This window comes from Actinomadura sp. NPDC049382, assembly GCF_040677125.1.
In the GTDB taxonomy this organism is placed as follows: domain Bacteria; phylum Actinomycetota; class Actinomycetes; order Streptosporangiales; family Streptosporangiaceae; genus Spirillospora; species Spirillospora geliboluensis.
The window spans coordinates 39294-53959 of the sequence record NZ_JBFARO010000027.1 but is presented as its reverse complement, the minus strand read 5'-3'; the positions used below and the strand labels follow the sequence as shown (position 1 = coordinate 53959).

Genomic DNA, 14666 nt, shown 5'->3' with positions numbered 1-14666 from the left:
GAGTCTGCCCTGTGAGCGGTCCCGAAAAGCCTTGTCAGGCGGTGACACCCCCGTCGATGACGAGGTCGTGGCCGACCACGTGGGTGGAGGCGTCCGACGCCAGCCAGAGGACGGTCGAGGCCACTTCGGACGTGGCCGCCACACGGCCCGCTGGGACGGACGCGCTCATCCGCGCCGCCCGCTCGGTCTCGCTCTCGCCCGGCAGCAGCGACATGGGGGTGTCGCTTGCCCCGGGGCTAACGGCGTTGATGCGGACGCCATCGCCGATGTGGTCGAGCGCAGCGGTGCGGGTCAGGATGCTGACCGCCGCCTTGGACGCCGCGTACGCCGCCATGCCGGGGAGCCGGCGATGCGCCCCGATGTTGGACGCGACGTTCACGATCGTCCCGCCGCCGTTGGCGCGCATGTGGGCGATCTCGTGCTTCATCGACAGGAAGACGCCGGTGAGGTTGACCGCGAGGACGTCGTTCCAGGCGGCGGCGTCGATGTCGGCGACGGGCCCGGCCGCGCCGAGGATCCCGGCGTTGTTGACCGCGACGTGCAGGCCGCCGTGCCGGGCGACCACCGTCTCGACCATCCGGGCGGCGGACGCGGGGTCGGCCACGTCGGCGACCACGTGGTCGGCCGTGCCGGACCCGATCTCCTTGACGGCGTCGGCGAGCGCGGTCACGTCGCGTCCGGCGAGGACGACCGTGGCGCCCTCGGCGGCGAAGGCGCGCGCGGTGGCGCGGCCGATGCCGCGCGAGCCGCCGGTGATGAGGACGGTCTTGCCGTGGAAGGCCATGACGACTCCTTTTTCTAGAATGATCGGTCTTGAATAAGGGTGTGCAGAACCCCGACTGAGGTCGGGGGCAAGGGTCAGTCGAAGAGGGACAGCGCTTCGCGCGTCGCGTCCCGGAGGCGGCCGTCGTCGGCGGGTGCGCGGCCGAGGACCCGCATGCCCTGGAACAGGACGAGCAGCAGCCGGGCCAGCGAGCGGGGGTCCTTGTCCGGCGGCAGCTCGCCCTGGGCGCGCGCCCGGGTGAGCGCCGACGTCAGCGACGCCTCCAGGAACGACCAGCTCGCCTCCACCAGCCGCGCCGCGTCCGGGTCCCGCGCAGCCAGCTCGACCGCCGTGTTCACCACCAGGCAGCCGCGCCGCGGCCGGTCGCGGGCCGCCTCCGCCGCGTAGCGCTCGATCAGCGCGCGCACCGCCGGCAGCACGGGGCCCGGCTGGGCCAGCGCCTCGGCGATCTTGGGGTCGGTCTCCTGGAGGTAGCGCTCCAGCACCTTCAGGAACAGCTCGTGCTTACCGCCGAACGTGCCGTAGATGCTGGCCCGGGCGATGCCGAGGTGCTCCACGAGGTCGGCCATGGACGTCGCCTCGTAGCCGCGCTCCCAGAACAGGTCGAGGGCGCGCCGCAGGGCGGCGTCCGGGTCGAACTCCTTCGTCCGTGCCATGGCAGGACGGTAACCCGTTCAAGACCGAACGGTCAAATATCAGCCCTGCGGACGGGACGGGACGGCCGGACGGTCGAGGTCCATGGCGTCCAGCACCGAGCCGTCCGCGGCGAGGGCCTCCACGACCGGGCCCCGGCGGGCGCCCCACACGACGACGACGTGCCCGTGCTCGGGGACGTCCAGGATCCGGTTGCCGACCCGGACCCGCGCGACCTCCGCCGACGCCCGCAGCCGCGCCTCGTTCACCCACTTGGCGCCCCACGGCAGCAGCCGGTTGGAGTTGCGGACGCTCCGCCCCGACCCGTACTTGAGCAGGTGGCGGCCCATCATCTCGCCGGACGAGCGGCGCGCCAGGGGCTCGGCGGGCGCGAACCCGCCGGCGCCGCCCAGTTCCCGCCACTCGCCGTCGCGCTTGTGGAACGTCCACCCCTCGACGAACGCCGACGTGTCGCCCCACTGGTGGAGGAACGTGACAACGGCGACGTCGCCGTCCATGTCGAGTCCGAGCGGCAGGAAGTCCCGTCCCTCCTCGAAGGCGGCGGGAGCGGGGACGGGCAGGCCGTCCCGGAGGAGCCGCATGCACTCCTCGTGCACCTCGTGGTCGTTCATGTTCGGGGACCTCTGATCGTGCAGGCAGGGCGAGGGGCCCTCCCGCGAGAGGGCCCCGACATGGCACTCACTCTAGAGGTCCGGCTCGTCTGGTTTCACCCGTCTGGCGCACTCCCGTCGAGGCTTTGCCGATCACTGTTCACCAATTCGTCGATCACGGCTCCACGCTGCGTGTACGACCGCGCGGCGAGGGCGGCGCACAGGGCCGCCAGTGGAAGTTCCACTCCCGCCGCGAGCGCGATCGCCGACGCGCGCGCGGCGCCGGGCATGGCGGTCGCCACGTCGAACCACGCGTCCGCCGCCAGCAGGGCGGCGGCCACGGCGGCGCCGAGCCCGTACCGGGGATCGCGGCGGACGAACAGCACGCCCGTGCCCAGCAGGGCGGCGGCCTCCATCGCGTCCAGCCCCACCCAGGCCGCCGACCAGTTCGACACCGTCGCGGTGGACGGCATCGTGGTCGCGAGCACCCACATCCAAGGCACCAGTGCGGCCGCGCCCCCGATGAACCCCCATCCCACCCACCGCCCCTCTAGGGCGCGCCCTACATCGGGGACCGGCCGGCGCCGGAAGGAGACCTTGGACGAGACGGGGCGGGGGACGGCGGTGACCATTTCGGCACTCCCAGAGGACGGTGATCCGGTTGCGGCATCCGCGCTCCGGGACGCCCGGTCACAGCCTTGCCGCGGCGCCCGGCGCGGTCAGTGGCATCGCCATCCGACTTGGGGTGGCACTAGGTTCACCCCCGTCCTCCGGTTTGGTCCATGGTGGCGGACGAAGCGTGCCAATACGGTTGCCGCATGGCATCCATCTCCGCGGTCGCCCGTGCCCGCGTGCGCGCGCCGTGGACGGCGGCGGCGCGGCGCGACACCGTGTTCGTCGCCTCCGGGGTGCCGCTGCAGGTCGCCGGATGGGCGGTCCCGGGCTCGGTCTGGGCGGTCTGGGCACCCGTGGACGTCGTGCCGGTCCTCGTCCTGACCGCCGCGACGATCGCCTTTCCGCTGCTCGCGCTGCGTCCGCTGACGGCGTGGCAGCGGGAGCGGTGCTGGGCCGTGCTCGGCCTGCACATTCCGCCCATGCCGGACCTGGCCGACGGGCGCCCGTGGGATCCGCTCCGCGACGTGCGCTCGCCCGAGGTGTGGCGGAAGCTGGAGTACCACCTGGTCGCGGGCCCGCCGCTCGCGCTCGGTGGACTGGCCGTGATCATGATGTGGGCGGCGGGAGCCGTCCTCACGGCCGTGCCTCTCTACGCGTGGGCGCTGCCCCACGTCGGCGTGTTCGGCAACCCGGTCAAATCGGGTGCGCTCGTCGTGACCGGCGTCCTGCTCCTCGCGGCGGCGCCCTGGGCGGCGGCGGGCGTGCGGCGGCTGGACGCCCGCGCCGCCGCCGGGCTGCTCGGCCCCGACCGCGCGGAGGAGCTGCGGCGCCGCGTCGAGGACCTCGCCGAGAAGCGCGCCAGCGTGGTCGACGCCGCCGACCTCGAACGCCGCCGCATCGAACGGGACCTGCACGACGGCGCGCAGCAGCGCCTCGTGTCCCTCGCGCTGAACCTCGGCCTGGCCCGCGAGACCCTCACCGGCGTCCCCGACGACGCCATGCGGGTGATCGTCGAGGCGCACGAGGAGGCCAAGGAGGCCCTCGCCGAGCTGCGCACGCTGATCCGCGGCCTGCACCCCGCCGTGCTGGAGGACCGCGGCCTGGACGCCGCGCTGTCCGGCGTCGCCGCCCGCGTGCCGCTGCCCGTCCGGCTGCGGGTCGAGGTGGAGCCGCGCGCCTCCTCCACCGTCGAGGCCGTCGCGTACTTCGTCGTGTCCGAGGCCCTCACCAACGTCGTCCGGCACGCCCGCGCCGCCGAGGTGGACGTCGAGGTCGTCCGCCGGGGCGACGTGCTGCGGGTGACGGTGCGCGACGACGGCGCGGGCGGCGCCGACCCGTCCGCCGGGACGGGCCTGACCGGGCTCGCGCGCCGCGTCCGGTCGGTGGACGGCGCGTTCCGGATCACCAGCCCCGCCGGGGGCCCGACGACCGTCACCGTGGAGCTGCCGTGCGCGTTGTGATCGCCGAGGACTCGGTCCTGCTCCGGGCCGGGCTGATCAAGCTGCTGGAGACCGCCGGGTTCGAGGTCGCGGCGGCCGTCGGCGAGGCCGAGGGGCTGCTCGCCGCCGTCCGCGCGCACCGCCCCGACGCGGCGATCGTGGACGTCCGGATGCCGCCCGGCTTCACCGACGAGGGCGTCCGCGCGGCGCTCGTCATGCGGCGGGAGGCGCCCGAGGTCGCGGTGCTGCTGCTGTCGCAGTACGTCGAGGAGCGCTACGCCGCCGACCTGCTGTCGAGCGGCGCCGGCGGCATCGGCTACCTGCTCAAGGACCGGGTCGCGGACGTCTCGGTCTTCCTGGACGCGCTGCGCCGCGTCGCCGCCGGCGGCACCGCGCTGGACCCCGAGGTCGTCTCGCAGCTGCTGCTGCGCCGGCACGCCGACCCGCTCGGCCGGCTCACCCCGCGCGAGCGGGAGGTGCTGGCCGTCATGGCGGAGGGCCGCTCCAACGCGGGCATCGCCGCGGCGCTGGTGGTGAGCGAGAGCGCGGTCGCCAAGCACATCAACAACATCTTCGCCAAGCTCGACCTGCCGGACGCCCAGGGCGACCACCGGCGCGTCCTCGCCGTGCTGCGCTTCCTGGACGGCGACACATGACCGCCGGCCCGGAGGAGGCCATCGCGGGCCGGCCCCGGCGGCGCGGCGTGTGGATCGCGCTGGCGATCGCGACCGCGCTGGTCGCGGTGACGCCCGTCCTGCTCGCGGCGCTCGGACGGGCCGTCCGGCAGACCTCGGCGTCCGTCACCCCCTACCACCACGTGATCAGGGAGCTGCGCCTCGACATGGACGGCGCCGCCGTCTCCGTCGGCCCCGGCCCGGACGGCGAGGCCCGCGTCTACACGAGGCTCCGCTGGGGCCTGGACCGGCCCGGCGTCACGGAATCCCTCGTGGACGACGTGCTGTTCGTGACGTTCCGCTGCGGAAGTTCGGACGTGCTCGGCGGCTGCGGCGCCGACATCGACGTCCAGGTCCCGGCGGGGACGCGCGTGTCGGCGGTGTCCGGGGCCGGGGAGATCAGCGTGCGGGGCCTGACCGGCGACCTCGACCTGCGCACCGGGTCCGGCGAGATCGGCGTCGCCGGGGTGCGCGGCCGGCTGCGGCTGGAGGCCCGGTCCGGCGCGATCACCGGGACCGGGCTGGCCGCGGCCAAGACCCGGGCGCGGGTGTCGTCCGGCTCCCTCGACCTGCGGTACGCCGAGCCGCCGGGCGCCGTCGAGGCGTCCGCCGGGTCGGGCACGGCGAAGATCATCGTGCCGCCGGGGTCGCGCTACCGCGTCCGGGCCGGGACGGGCTCGGGCGGTACCCACCTCAACCCCGCCGTCGTCGACGAGGGCGCCGCGCGGTCGATCTCCGTCCACAGCGGGTCCGGCAGCACCTACATCGACTACCGCGACGACTGAGCGCGGACGTCCCCGTCGGTGTCCGCCACTCAGCGCGATGGACATCACACCCGCCGGATTTGCGGTCACTGGTGTGAAGCCGGTTAACTGCTGACATGTCTTCCGTACGCCCGTGCCGTGAGCACCGCCCGCCGATGCGGCGGGCCATGCGGGCTACGTGTTGCCGGCGAATGTGTGGCCGCTGAGGGCCCCTGCCGTCCTGCGTCTCGCGCCCCGAAGCGAGCCTGTCCGCCACACCCCCGAGTCGCCCATGTTCTTCGAACGCCACCTGCTGAGCCACGCACCGTTCCCGCCCGGCCGCTCCTAGGCGCTTGCCCTCGTAGGCGCTTCCCAGGCGCCTTGCAGGCGTTCCCGCCGAGCGTTCGCGCGCCGCGCATGCCGCACGCCGCATGCCGTACGCCGCGCCGTGCCGCCCGCGCTCGCCCGCGCCGCTCGCCGTCCCGCTGACCGCCGCCGCTCGTCCGGCGCCCGTGCCCGCATGGATGTTTTCCTGTGATCCAGATCGAGAAACTTCGAAAAAGCTACCGCGACCGCGGCCGCGAGGTGATCGCCGTCGACGGGGTCGATCTGACCGTCGCCGAGGGCGAGGTCTTCGGCGTCCTCGGCCGCAGCGGCGCCGGCAAGAGCACCCTGCTGCGCTGCGTCAACCTGCTGGAGCGCCCGGACGAGGGCCGCGTCGTGGTCGGCGGGCAGGACCTGCTCGCGCTGCGCGGCGGGAACCTGCGCCGCGCCCGCCAGGGCATCGGCATGATCCACCAGCACTTCGGCCTGCTCGGCAGCCGGACCGTCGCCGGCAACGTCGCGTTCCCGCTGGAGGTCATGGGCGTCCCGCGCGCGGAGCGGGCCGAGCGCGTCGCCGAGCTGCTGGACCTGGTCGGGCTCACCGAGCACGCGAAGGCGTACCCGGCGCAGATCTCCGGCGGGCAGAAGCAGCGCGTCGGCATCGCCCGCGCCCTCGCCGGCCGTCCCAAGGTGCTGCTGTCGGACGAGGCGACCTCCGCGCTCGACCCGGAGACGACCGCGTCCATCCTGGAGCTGCTGCGCGACCTCAACCGGCGGCTCGGCCTCACCGTCCTGCTGATCACCCACGAGATGGACGTGGTGAAGCGCATCTGCGACTCGGCCGCGGTCATGCGGGACGGCCGGATCACCGAGTCGGGGCCCGTCACCCGGCTGCTCGCCCGGCCCGGCTCCGAGCTCGCCCGGGACCTGTTCCCGCTGCCGCCGGCCGAGCCCCGCGACGGCTGGACGCTCGTCGAGGTCACCTTCACCGGCGGCGCCACCGACGAGCCGTTCGTGTCGGCGCTGGCCCGCAAGTACTCGCTGGACGTGAACATCCTCGGCGGCGCCGTCGAGACGGTCGGCGGCGAGCGCGTCGGCCGCCTCCAGCTCGAACTGCCCGGCGACCCCGCGGCGAACGCCGCCCAGCTCGCGTTCCTGCGCGAGTCCGGGCTGACCGTCGACGTCAAGCACGCCGGCGACCCCGCCACCCCGCCCGGCGGTGCCGGCCGGGCCGCCGACGACGACCGGGAGGACGTCCGATGACCTGGGACGAGGTCGCTCCGCTGCTGTGGCCCGCCACGGTGGACACCCTCTACATGACCGGCGTGGCCACGCTGTTCACCGTCGTGCTCGGGCTGCCGCTCGGCGTGCTGCTGGTCGTGACCGAGCGCGGCGGGCTGCTGCCCGCCCAGCCCGTGAACCGGGCCCTCGGCGTCGTCGTCGACATCGGCCGCTCGCTGCCGTTCCTGATCCTGATGGTGGCGATCATCCCGTTCACCCGGCTGGTCGTCGGCACCAGCATCGGCAACGCCGCCGCGATCGTCCCGCTGACGATCGGCGCCATCCCGTTCTACGCGCGGCTCGTCGAGATCGCGCTGCGCGAGGTCGACCCGGGCGTGCTCGCGGCGGCGGACGCCATGGGCGCCACCCGCCGGGAGATCGTCGGCAAGGTCCTGCTGCGCGAGGCCCGGCCCGGCCTGGTGTCGGGCCTGACCGTCACCGTCATCGCGCTGATCGGCTACACGGCCATGGCCGGGACGGTCGGCGGCGGCGGGCTCGGCAACCTCGCTGTCGTCTACGGCTACGAGCGCTTCGAGACCAAGGTCATGCTCGCGACCGTGGCGCTGCTCGTCGTCCTGGTCCTGTTCATCCAGGCCGCGGGGGACCTCGTCGCCCGCCGCCTGACCCACCGCTAACCCACAGAAAGGCACGTGTCGTGCTTCGCAAGCTCACTGTCGCGCTGGCCTCCGTCGGTCTCCTCGTAGGGCTGACCGCCTGCGGCTCGTCGGAGGCGTCGGACGATCCGGACGCCCCGCTGAAGGTCGCGGTCAACCCCGTCCCGCACGGCGACATCCTGACCTACGTCAAGGACAATCTGGCCGACAAGGCCGGGCTCAAGATCGAGATCGTGGAGTTCAGCGACTACCAGCAGCCGAACACCGCGCTGAAGGAGAAGCAGGTCACCGCGAACTACTTCCAGCACGTCCCGTTCATGGAGGAGTTCGAGAAGCAGTCGGGGACGAAGCTGACGTTCGTCGCGCCCGTCCACCTGGAGCCGCTCGGCGTCTACTCCAAGAAGGTGAAGAACCTCCAGGACGTCCCGCGGGGCGCCGAGGTCGCCGTCCCGAACGACCCGGCCAACGGGGGGCGCGCGCTGAAGCTGCTCGCCGACAACGGCCTGATCACCCTGAAGCCGGACGCGCCGACGACCGCGACCCCGCGCGACATCGCGACCAACCCCAAGAACCTGAAGTTCACGCCGGTCAAGGCCGCGCAGCTGCCCCGCTCGCTGGACGACGTGGCCCTGTCGGTCATCAACGGCAACTACGCCATCGAGGCCGGGCTGTCGCCGAACAAGGAGGCGCTCGCCGCCGAGAAGGCCGAGGGCAACCCGTACGCCAACGGCATCGTGACGCTGCCGGAGAACAAGGACGACGCGCGCGTGAAGAAGCTCGTCCAGCTGCTGCAGGGCCCCGAGGTCAAGAAGTTCGTCGAGGACAAGTACAAGGGGTCGGTGCTGATCGCCTCCTGACGCCGGTGCCGGGTGCCCCGCACCGGGGCGCCCGCCGCCGGGGCCCTCGCCGGAAACCGCGCGGTTTGTCCGTCGGTCCTGATAGGACATGGTGCCGACGAACTCGCGAAGGGGACCCATGGGCGTTTATCAGCACCTTGAGGAATACGCCGGCCTGCCGGTGGCCACGTTCAACCACGAGACCGAAACGGGCGACGCGGGGGACGCCGGCACCGACCCGGTCACCGGTGAGGAGTACCCGGCGGCGGGCGAGGCCGCCTGGTACGTCGGGACGGCCTTCGACGAGGAGGACTTCGCCGACGTCTTCGCGCGCTTCGTGCAGACGGTCGACACCGCCGAGATCACCGCGCTGATCATCGGCTACTGGGGCGCGGACTACGACTCCGGCGCCGCCGACCCGGTCGACGTGCTCACCAAGGCCGCCGCGTCCTTCCCGAAGCTGCGGGCGCTGTTCCTCGGCGACATCACGGGCGAGGAGGCGGAGATCTCCTGGATCGAGCACTCCGACATCACGCCGCTGTTCACCGCGTTCCCGGACCTGGAGCGGCTCGAGGTGCGCGGCGCGCAGAACCTCGCCCTCGACCCGGTGAAGAGCGAGCGGCTCAAGGTGCTGCGGTTCGAGTCGGGCGGGCTCCCGGCCCGGATCGTCCGGGCCGTGGGCGCGAGCGAGCTGCCGAACCTGGAGCACCTCGACCTGTGGCTCGGCGAGGAGAACTACGGCGGCGACACCGCGGTCGCCGACCTCGCGCCGCTGCTCGGCGGCGAGCGGCTGCCCGCGCTGCGCCACCTCGGCCTGGAGGACAGCGAGATCCAGGACGAGATCGCCGCGGCCGTCGCGGGCGCGCCCGTCGTGGCGCGGCTGGAGTCGCTCAGCCTCGCCATGGGCATCCTCACCGACCAGGGCGCCGAGGCGCTGCTGTCCGGGCAGCCGCTCACCCACCTGCGCAAGCTGGACCTGCACCACCACTTCCTGTCGGACGCGATGATCGAGCGGGTGAAGGCCGCGCTGCCCGGCGTCGAGGTCGACCTGGACGAGCAGGAGAAGCCGGACGGCGAGTGGCGCTACATCGCGGTGTCCGAATGATCGAGGAACGCCTCTCGACGTTCGCCGGGCTCCCCGTCCACGCGTTCGACGGAGACCCGGAGGGCGGCCCGCTCCCCGCCGCCGGGGACGTCGCCTGGGGGATCTACCACCACATCCACGACAACGGGGTGTGGGGCGCGGAGGTCCCCGAGAACTTCGACCGCTTCCTCCAGGAGGTCGACACCGCGCGGGTCACCCACCTGATCATCGGCTTCTGGGGGTTCGACTGCACCGAGTTCGACCCGGTGGAGCGGCTGGTGGCCGCCGCCGACCGGCTGCCGCGCCTCCGGGCGCTGTTCCTCGGCGACATCCGCGACTGGGACCTGCACCTCTCGTGGATCAAGCACACCGACGTCGCGCCGCTGTTCGAGGCGTTCCCCGAGCTGGAGCACTTCGAGGTGCGCGGCTCCGACGGGCTGCTGTTCCCGGTGCTGGACGCCGGCGCCGGCGCCCGGCTGCGGACGCTGCGGTTCGAGGCGGCCATGCTGCCCGCCGAGATCGTCCGGTCGGTGGCCGAGAGCGACCTGCCGGGGCTGCGCCACCTCGACCTGTGGCTGGGCGGCGGCCAGCTGGACTGGCTCGCCTCCCTCGACGACCTCGCCCCGATCCTCGCGGGGGAGCGGCTGCCCGCCCTGCGCCACCTCGGGCTGGAGAACGCCTCGGGCCACGACCGGATCGCCGAGGCCGTCGCGGACGCGCCCGTCGTCGCGCGGCTGGAGTCGCTGAGCCTCGCGCTCGGCACGCTCACCGACGCGGGCGCGGAGGCGCTGCTGGCCGGGCGGCCGCTCGGCCGCCTCGCCGACCTCGACCTGCACCACCACTTCCTGACCGAGGAGATGGGCGCGCGGGTGCGGGAGGCGCTGCCGGGCGTCCGGGTGAACCTGGACGATCCGCAGGGGTTCCCCGAGTGGCTGAAGCCCCAGTGGCGCCGGCTCGAGTTCGACATGAGCGGCTCCTACATCGCGGTCGCCGAATGAGCCTCGTCGTCGTGGGGACGCCCGGCGACCGGCGCCCCGTGCTGTTCGCGGCGGCGTGCCGGTCCGCCGGGCTGCCCGAACCGCGGGTCGTGCCCTGGGCGGACGTCCTGCGCGGCGCCCCGCTCGGCCTGGCCGCGGGCGACCTCGTGCGCGTCGACTCGCCGGGCGAGGACCGCGAGGCCGACGCGCTGCTGCGCGGCCCCGGCGAACCGGCCCGGGTGGGCGGCGGCGCCCGCTGGCACCGGACGTTCACGGCGGCGCTGCGGCGGATGTCCGGGGAGGCGTCGGCGGCGGGCGCCCGCCTGCTCGGCGACGTCGAGGAGATCGCGGTCATGTTCGACAAGCGGCGGTCGCACGCCCGCCTGCTGGCGGCCGGGGTGCCCGTCCCGGCCGCGCTGCCGGGCGTCTCCGGCTACGCGGCACTCCGGTCCCGGATGGACGAGGCGGGGGAGCGGCGCGTGTTCGTCAAGCCCGCGCACGGCTCGTCCGCGTCCGGGGTGGTGGCGCTGCAGACCGCACCGCCGACCCGGATCAGGGCCGTGACCTCGGCGTCCATGGCGGACGGGCAGCTGGTCAACTCGCTGCGCGTCCGCTCCTACGAGACCGAGGAGGAGGTCGCCGCGCTCATCGACCTGCTCGCGCCGGACGGCCTGCACGTCGAGCGGTGGCTGCCCAAGGCCACGATCAACGGCCGCGTGTTCGACCTGCGGGTCGTCGTCATCGGCGGCAAACCCACGCACGCGGTCGTCCGGACGAGCCGAACGCCCATGACCAACCTGCATCTTGGCGGCGCCAGGGGCGACCTGGGAGCCGTGCAGCGCGTGCTCGGCGAGACCAGATGGCGGCGGGCACTCGACGTGTGCGCGCGGGCCGCGTCCTGTTTCCCGGGCAGCCCGATGGTCGGCGTCGACCTGCTCGTGGGGATCGGCCTGAAGCGGTTCGCCGTCTGCGAGGTGAACGCGTTCGGCGACCTGCTCCCTGGGCTTACCGGTCTGCCCGGTAGCCCGGCCGAGGGACTCGACACGTACGGCGCCCAGGTCGCTCTGCTCCAGGACGCGGCGGGGGCGGCGGCGTGACGAACATGGATGCAGGCGTGTCGCACGACATGAACGCCATCGTCGGCACCCACGATCTGCTCCTGGTGACTCTCGACACGCTCCGCTACGACGTGGCCGCCGAACTGGCCGCGGCAGGGGAGACGCCCACACTCGCCGGGCTGCTCCCCGGGGGCCGTTGGGAGCGCCGCCACACGCCGGGCAGTTTCACCTATGCGGCGCACGCCGCGATGCTGGCCGGGTTCATGCCGACCCCCGCGTCCCCTGGGCCGCACCCACGTCTCTTCGCGGGGGCGTTCCCCGGCAGCGAGACGACCGCGCCCCACACGTGGACGTTCGACGCCGCCGACCTGCCGTCCGGGCTCGCCGCCGCCGGCTACCACACCGTCTGCGTGGGCGGCGTCGGGTTCTTCAACAAGCTGACGCCGCTCGGGTCGGCGCTGCCGTCCCTGTTCGCCGAGAGCCACTGGGAGCCCGCGTTCGGCGTGACCGACCCCGACGCGCTGCCCAACCAGATCGACCGCGTCGCCGAGACCATGGCGCGGCTGCCGTCCGACCGGCGGCTGTTCCTGCTGGTGAACGTCGCGTCGCTGCACCAGCCCAACTGGTTCTATCTGCCCGGCGCCACCCGGGACGACGGCGACACGCGCGCCAGCCACGCCGCCGCCCTCCGCCATGTCGACGCCCACATCGGGCGCCTGTTCGCGCTGATGCGCCGCCCCTGCTTCGTCATCGTCTGCTCCGACCACGGAACGGCCTACGGCGAGGACGGCCACACCGGGCACCGCATCGGCCACGAGGTCGTCTGGACCGTTCCGTACGGGGAGTTCGTTCTACAGTGAAGCCTTACCAGGGATACGTGTACGCGTACCCGCACAAGACCGCCTACCGTCCGTTGGACCCGGCGCCTCCACTGCGCGACGTGTGGGCGGGGGAGCCGCTCGACTCGCTCTTCCTGTACCTCCACGTGCCCTTCTGCGAGATGCGGTGCGGCTTCTGCAACCTCTTCACGCGCACGGGCGCGCCCGAAGAACTGACCGGCGCCTACCTGGACGCCCTCGACCGGCAGGCGACCGCCGTACTGGACGCCCTGGACGGCCCCGCCTTCGCCACGGCCGCGTTCGGCGGCGGCACACCGACCTACTTCACCGCCCCGGAGCTGGAGCGCCTCTGCGACATCGCCGGACGCTTCAAGGGCTTCGGGACGATCCCGCTCGGCGTGGAGACGTCCCCGGCCACCGCCACCACCGACCGCCTGACCGTCCTCGCCGAACGCGGAACCACCCGCATCTCCATCGGCGTGCAGAGCTTCCTGGACGAGGAGGCGCGCGCGGCGGTCCGGCCCCAGAAGCGCGCCGAAGTGGAGGCCGCGCTGGACCGCATCCGGGCCGTGGGCTTCCCGACCCTCAACATCGACCTCATCTACGGCATCGACGGCCAGACGCCCGCGACATGGCTGCACTCCCTGGACGCCGCGCTTGCATGGCGTCCAGAGGAGGTCTACCTGTACCCCCTCTACGTCCGTCCGCTGACGGGTCTGGGACGCCGCGCCCAAGACTGGGACGACCAGCGCCTCACCCTGTACGGCATCGGCCGTGACCACCTTCTTGCCGAAGGCTACGAGCAGGTGTCGATGCGGATGTTCCGGCTCCCCGGAGACACCGCCAACGGCACCGAGTACTGCTGCCAGACGGACGGCATGGTCGGGCTCGGCTGCGGAGCCCGCTCCTACACCTCCCGCCTGCACTACTCGTTCGAGTACGCGGTGGGCGCCGGGCAAGTGCGCTCCATCATCGACTCCTACGTGAGCGAGACCGACTTCACCACCGCCCGTGTCGGGTTCACCCTGGACGGCGACGAGCAACGCCGCCGCCATCTGCTCCAGTCCCTACTGCAGGCGGCCGGGGTCGACCGGGCCGAGTACCGCGCGCGCTTCGACAGCGACCCACTGGACGACTTCGCCACCGACTTCGCAGCGTTCGGTGAGCGCGGATGGCTGGAGACGTCCGACACCACGGTGCGGCTCACGCCGGAAGGGCTCGCCTACTCCGACGCCATCGGCCCCGCGCTCTTCTCGTCCCGCGTCGAGGGCCTCATGGACTCCTACGAGGCGCGCTGATGGGGCGGCACCTGACGATCCTCTACCGGGGGCCGCTCGCGAGCTGCGACTACGACTGCCCGTACTGCCCTTTCGCCAAGCGCCGCGACACACCGGACCAGTTGCGCGCCGACCGCGCCGCCCTGGAACGCTTCACGGAATGGGTCGCCGGCTGCGGGCACCCCGTCTCCGTCCTGTTCACGCCGTGGGGCGAGGGGCTGGTGCGCTCCTGGTACCGGCAGGCGCTCACCACGCTGAGTCATCTCCCGCATGTCGAACGGGTCGCGATCCAGACCAACCTCAGCCACCGTGTGTCGTGGACGGCCGACGCCGACCTCACCCGGCTTGCGCTCTGGGCGACCTACCATCCCGGGCAAGTGCCCTATGAACGCTTCCTAGGGAAGTGCCGGGACCTGGCAGAGCGCGGCGTCCGGTACAGCGTCGGCATTGTCGGCCAGCCCGAACACCTCGACGCCGCCCGCCGTCTGCGCGCCGACCTGCCCACCGGCACCTACCTGTGGGTCAACGCCGCCGAGGGGCGCGTCTACGACGACGCCGAAGCCGCCACCTGGGCCGAGATCGACCCGCTCTTCCCGCTCAGCCGCCGCCCGCACGCCAGCCGCGGCCTCCCCTGCCGGACGGGGGACACGGTGGTGTCCGTGGACGGCGACGGCACCGTCCGCCGCTGCCACTTCGTCCCGGCCGTGCTGGGCAACCTGTACGACGGCACGTTCCGGGACACGCTGGCCCCGCGCCCATGCCCGCTCGACGTCTGCGACTGCCACATCGGCTACGTCCACCTGGAGCCCCTCGGGCTTTACGACACCTTCGCCGGCGGCGTCCTGGAACGGATCCCGGCCCTGCTGGAGCGTTGAAG

General features: G+C 73.2%; 16 protein-coding genes. 12 read left to right on the top strand and 4 right to left on the bottom strand.

The features are described 5' to 3' along the window. Positions 1 to 34: 34 nt before the first annotated feature. The 4 genes from AB0K34_RS18790 to AB0K34_RS18775 form a co-directional block, all read right to left on the bottom strand. Positions 35 to 784: a glucose 1-dehydrogenase gene (locus AB0K34_RS18790; protein WP_138641908.1), complete on the bottom strand. Its 750-nt coding sequence runs from the start codon at positions 782 to 784 to the stop codon at positions 35 to 37. Between the two features lie 74 nt (positions 785 to 858). Then, entirely contained in the window at positions 859 to 1440 is a 582-nt protein-coding gene (locus AB0K34_RS18785; protein ID WP_364549949.1) for a TetR family transcriptional regulator, read from the bottom strand. Between the two features lie 39 nt (positions 1441 to 1479). Further along, complete coding sequence (locus AB0K34_RS18780) at positions 1480 to 2049, bottom strand: hypothetical protein (RefSeq protein ID WP_138641910.1); 570 nt, start codon at positions 2047 to 2049, stop codon at positions 1480 to 1482. A 95-nt stretch (positions 2050 to 2144) separates the two neighbouring features. Beyond that, positions 2145 to 2660 carry a hypothetical protein gene (locus AB0K34_RS18775; RefSeq protein WP_364549947.1) on the bottom strand — a complete coding sequence of 172 codons (516 nt, stop codon included), beginning with the start codon at positions 2658 to 2660 and terminating at the stop codon, positions 2145 to 2147. 186 nt (positions 2661 to 2846) lie between these two features. Here AB0K34_RS18775 and AB0K34_RS18770 point away from each other — a divergent pair, with 186 nt between their 5' ends. The 12 genes from AB0K34_RS18770 (at position 2847) to AB0K34_RS18715 (ending at position 14664) form a co-directional block, all read left to right on the top strand. Then, complete coding sequence (locus AB0K34_RS18770; protein WP_364549945.1) at positions 2847 to 4103, top strand: histidine kinase; 1257 nt, start codon at positions 2847 to 2849, stop codon at positions 4101 to 4103. Further along, on the top strand, positions 4091 to 4738 hold the full coding sequence (locus tag AB0K34_RS18765) for a response regulator transcription factor (RefSeq protein ID WP_364549943.1): 648 nt from the start codon (positions 4091 to 4093) through the stop codon (positions 4736 to 4738). Before AB0K34_RS18770 ends, AB0K34_RS18765 begins: the two co-directional genes overlap by 13 nt. Next, positions 4735 to 5541 carry a DUF4097 family beta strand repeat-containing protein gene (locus AB0K34_RS18760; protein WP_364549941.1) on the top strand — a complete coding sequence of 269 codons (807 nt, stop codon included), beginning with the start codon at positions 4735 to 4737 and terminating at the stop codon, positions 5539 to 5541. Before AB0K34_RS18765 ends, AB0K34_RS18760 begins: the two co-directional genes overlap by 4 nt. Before the next feature lie 492 nt (positions 5542 to 6033). After that, a complete protein-coding gene (locus tag AB0K34_RS18755; RefSeq protein WP_138638643.1) occupies positions 6034 to 7086 on the top strand; it encodes an ATP-binding cassette domain-containing protein in 1053 nt (350 codons plus the stop codon). Beyond that, positions 7083 to 7739, top strand: a complete 657-nt coding sequence (locus tag AB0K34_RS18750) for a methionine ABC transporter permease (protein ID WP_138638642.1) — start codon at positions 7083 to 7085, stop codon at positions 7737 to 7739. The genes AB0K34_RS18755 and AB0K34_RS18750 overlap by 4 nt, the downstream gene beginning before the upstream one ends. A 20-nt stretch (positions 7740 to 7759) precedes the next feature. Further along, a complete protein-coding gene (locus tag AB0K34_RS18745) occupies positions 7760 to 8575 on the top strand; it encodes a MetQ/NlpA family ABC transporter substrate-binding protein (RefSeq protein WP_138638641.1) in 816 nt (271 codons plus the stop codon). 118 nt (positions 8576 to 8693) lie between these two features. Beyond that, positions 8694 to 9659, top strand: a complete 966-nt coding sequence (locus AB0K34_RS18740; protein ID WP_138638640.1) for an STM4015 family protein — start codon at positions 8694 to 8696, stop codon at positions 9657 to 9659. Continuing rightward, on the top strand, positions 9656 to 10636 hold the full coding sequence (locus tag AB0K34_RS18735; RefSeq protein WP_364549938.1) for an STM4015 family protein: 981 nt from the start codon (positions 9656 to 9658) through the stop codon (positions 10634 to 10636). The genes AB0K34_RS18740 and AB0K34_RS18735 overlap by 4 nt, the downstream gene beginning before the upstream one ends. Beyond that, positions 10633 to 11712 carry an STM4014 family protein gene (locus AB0K34_RS18730; protein ID WP_364549936.1) on the top strand — a complete coding sequence of 360 codons (1080 nt, stop codon included), beginning with the start codon at positions 10633 to 10635 and terminating at the stop codon, positions 11710 to 11712. Before AB0K34_RS18735 ends, AB0K34_RS18730 begins: the two co-directional genes overlap by 4 nt. A 5-nt stretch (positions 11713 to 11717) precedes the next feature. After that, on the top strand, positions 11718 to 12533 hold the full coding sequence (locus AB0K34_RS18725; protein WP_364550003.1) for an STM4013/SEN3800 family hydrolase: 816 nt from the start codon (positions 11718 to 11720) through the stop codon (positions 12531 to 12533). Then, positions 12530 to 13810, top strand: a complete 1281-nt coding sequence (locus AB0K34_RS18720) for an STM4012 family radical SAM protein (protein WP_364549934.1) — start codon at positions 12530 to 12532, stop codon at positions 13808 to 13810. Before AB0K34_RS18725 ends, AB0K34_RS18720 begins: the two co-directional genes overlap by 4 nt. Further along, positions 13810 to 14664 carry an STM4011 family radical SAM protein gene (locus tag AB0K34_RS18715; protein WP_301174816.1) on the top strand — a complete coding sequence of 285 codons (855 nt, stop codon included), beginning with the start codon at positions 13810 to 13812 and terminating at the stop codon, positions 14662 to 14664. Before AB0K34_RS18720 ends, AB0K34_RS18715 begins: the two co-directional genes overlap by 1 nt. The last annotated feature ends 2 nt before the right edge of the window (positions 14665 to 14666 follow it).

Excerpts from the sequence above, each read along its gene's own strand:
- AB0K34_RS18790 (WP_138641908.1), bottom strand. The coding sequence starts at position 784 with ATGGCCTTCCACGGCAAGACCGTCCTCATCACCGGCGGCTCGCGCGGC.
- AB0K34_RS18785 (WP_364549949.1), bottom strand. The coding sequence starts at position 1,440 with ATGGCACGGACGAAGGAGTTCGACCCGGACGCCGCCCTGCGGCGCGCC.
- AB0K34_RS18780 (WP_138641910.1), bottom strand. The coding sequence starts at position 2,049 with ATGAACGACCACGAGGTGCACGAGGAGTGCATGCGGCTCCTCCGGGAC.
- AB0K34_RS18775 (WP_364549947.1), bottom strand. The coding sequence starts at position 2,660 with ATGGTCACCGCCGTCCCCCGCCCCGTCTCGTCCAAGGTCTCCTTCCGG.
- AB0K34_RS18770 (WP_364549945.1), top strand. The coding sequence starts at position 2,847 with ATGGCATCCATCTCCGCGGTCGCCCGTGCCCGCGTGCGCGCGCCGTGG.
- AB0K34_RS18760 (WP_364549941.1), top strand. The coding sequence starts at position 4,735 with ATGACCGCCGGCCCGGAGGAGGCCATCGCGGGCCGGCCCCGGCGGCGC.
- AB0K34_RS18750 (WP_138638642.1), top strand. The coding sequence starts at position 7,083 with ATGACCTGGGACGAGGTCGCTCCGCTGCTGTGGCCCGCCACGGTGGAC.
- AB0K34_RS18740 (WP_138638640.1), top strand. The coding sequence starts at position 8,694 with ATGGGCGTTTATCAGCACCTTGAGGAATACGCCGGCCTGCCGGTGGCC.
- AB0K34_RS18735 (WP_364549938.1), top strand. The coding sequence starts at position 9,656 with ATGATCGAGGAACGCCTCTCGACGTTCGCCGGGCTCCCCGTCCACGCG.
- AB0K34_RS18730 (WP_364549936.1), top strand. The coding sequence starts at position 10,633 with ATGAGCCTCGTCGTCGTGGGGACGCCCGGCGACCGGCGCCCCGTGCTG.
- AB0K34_RS18725 (WP_364550003.1), top strand. The coding sequence starts at position 11,718 with ATGGATGCAGGCGTGTCGCACGACATGAACGCCATCGTCGGCACCCAC.
- AB0K34_RS18715 (WP_301174816.1), top strand. The coding sequence starts at position 13,810 with ATGGGGCGGCACCTGACGATCCTCTACCGGGGGCCGCTCGCGAGCTGC.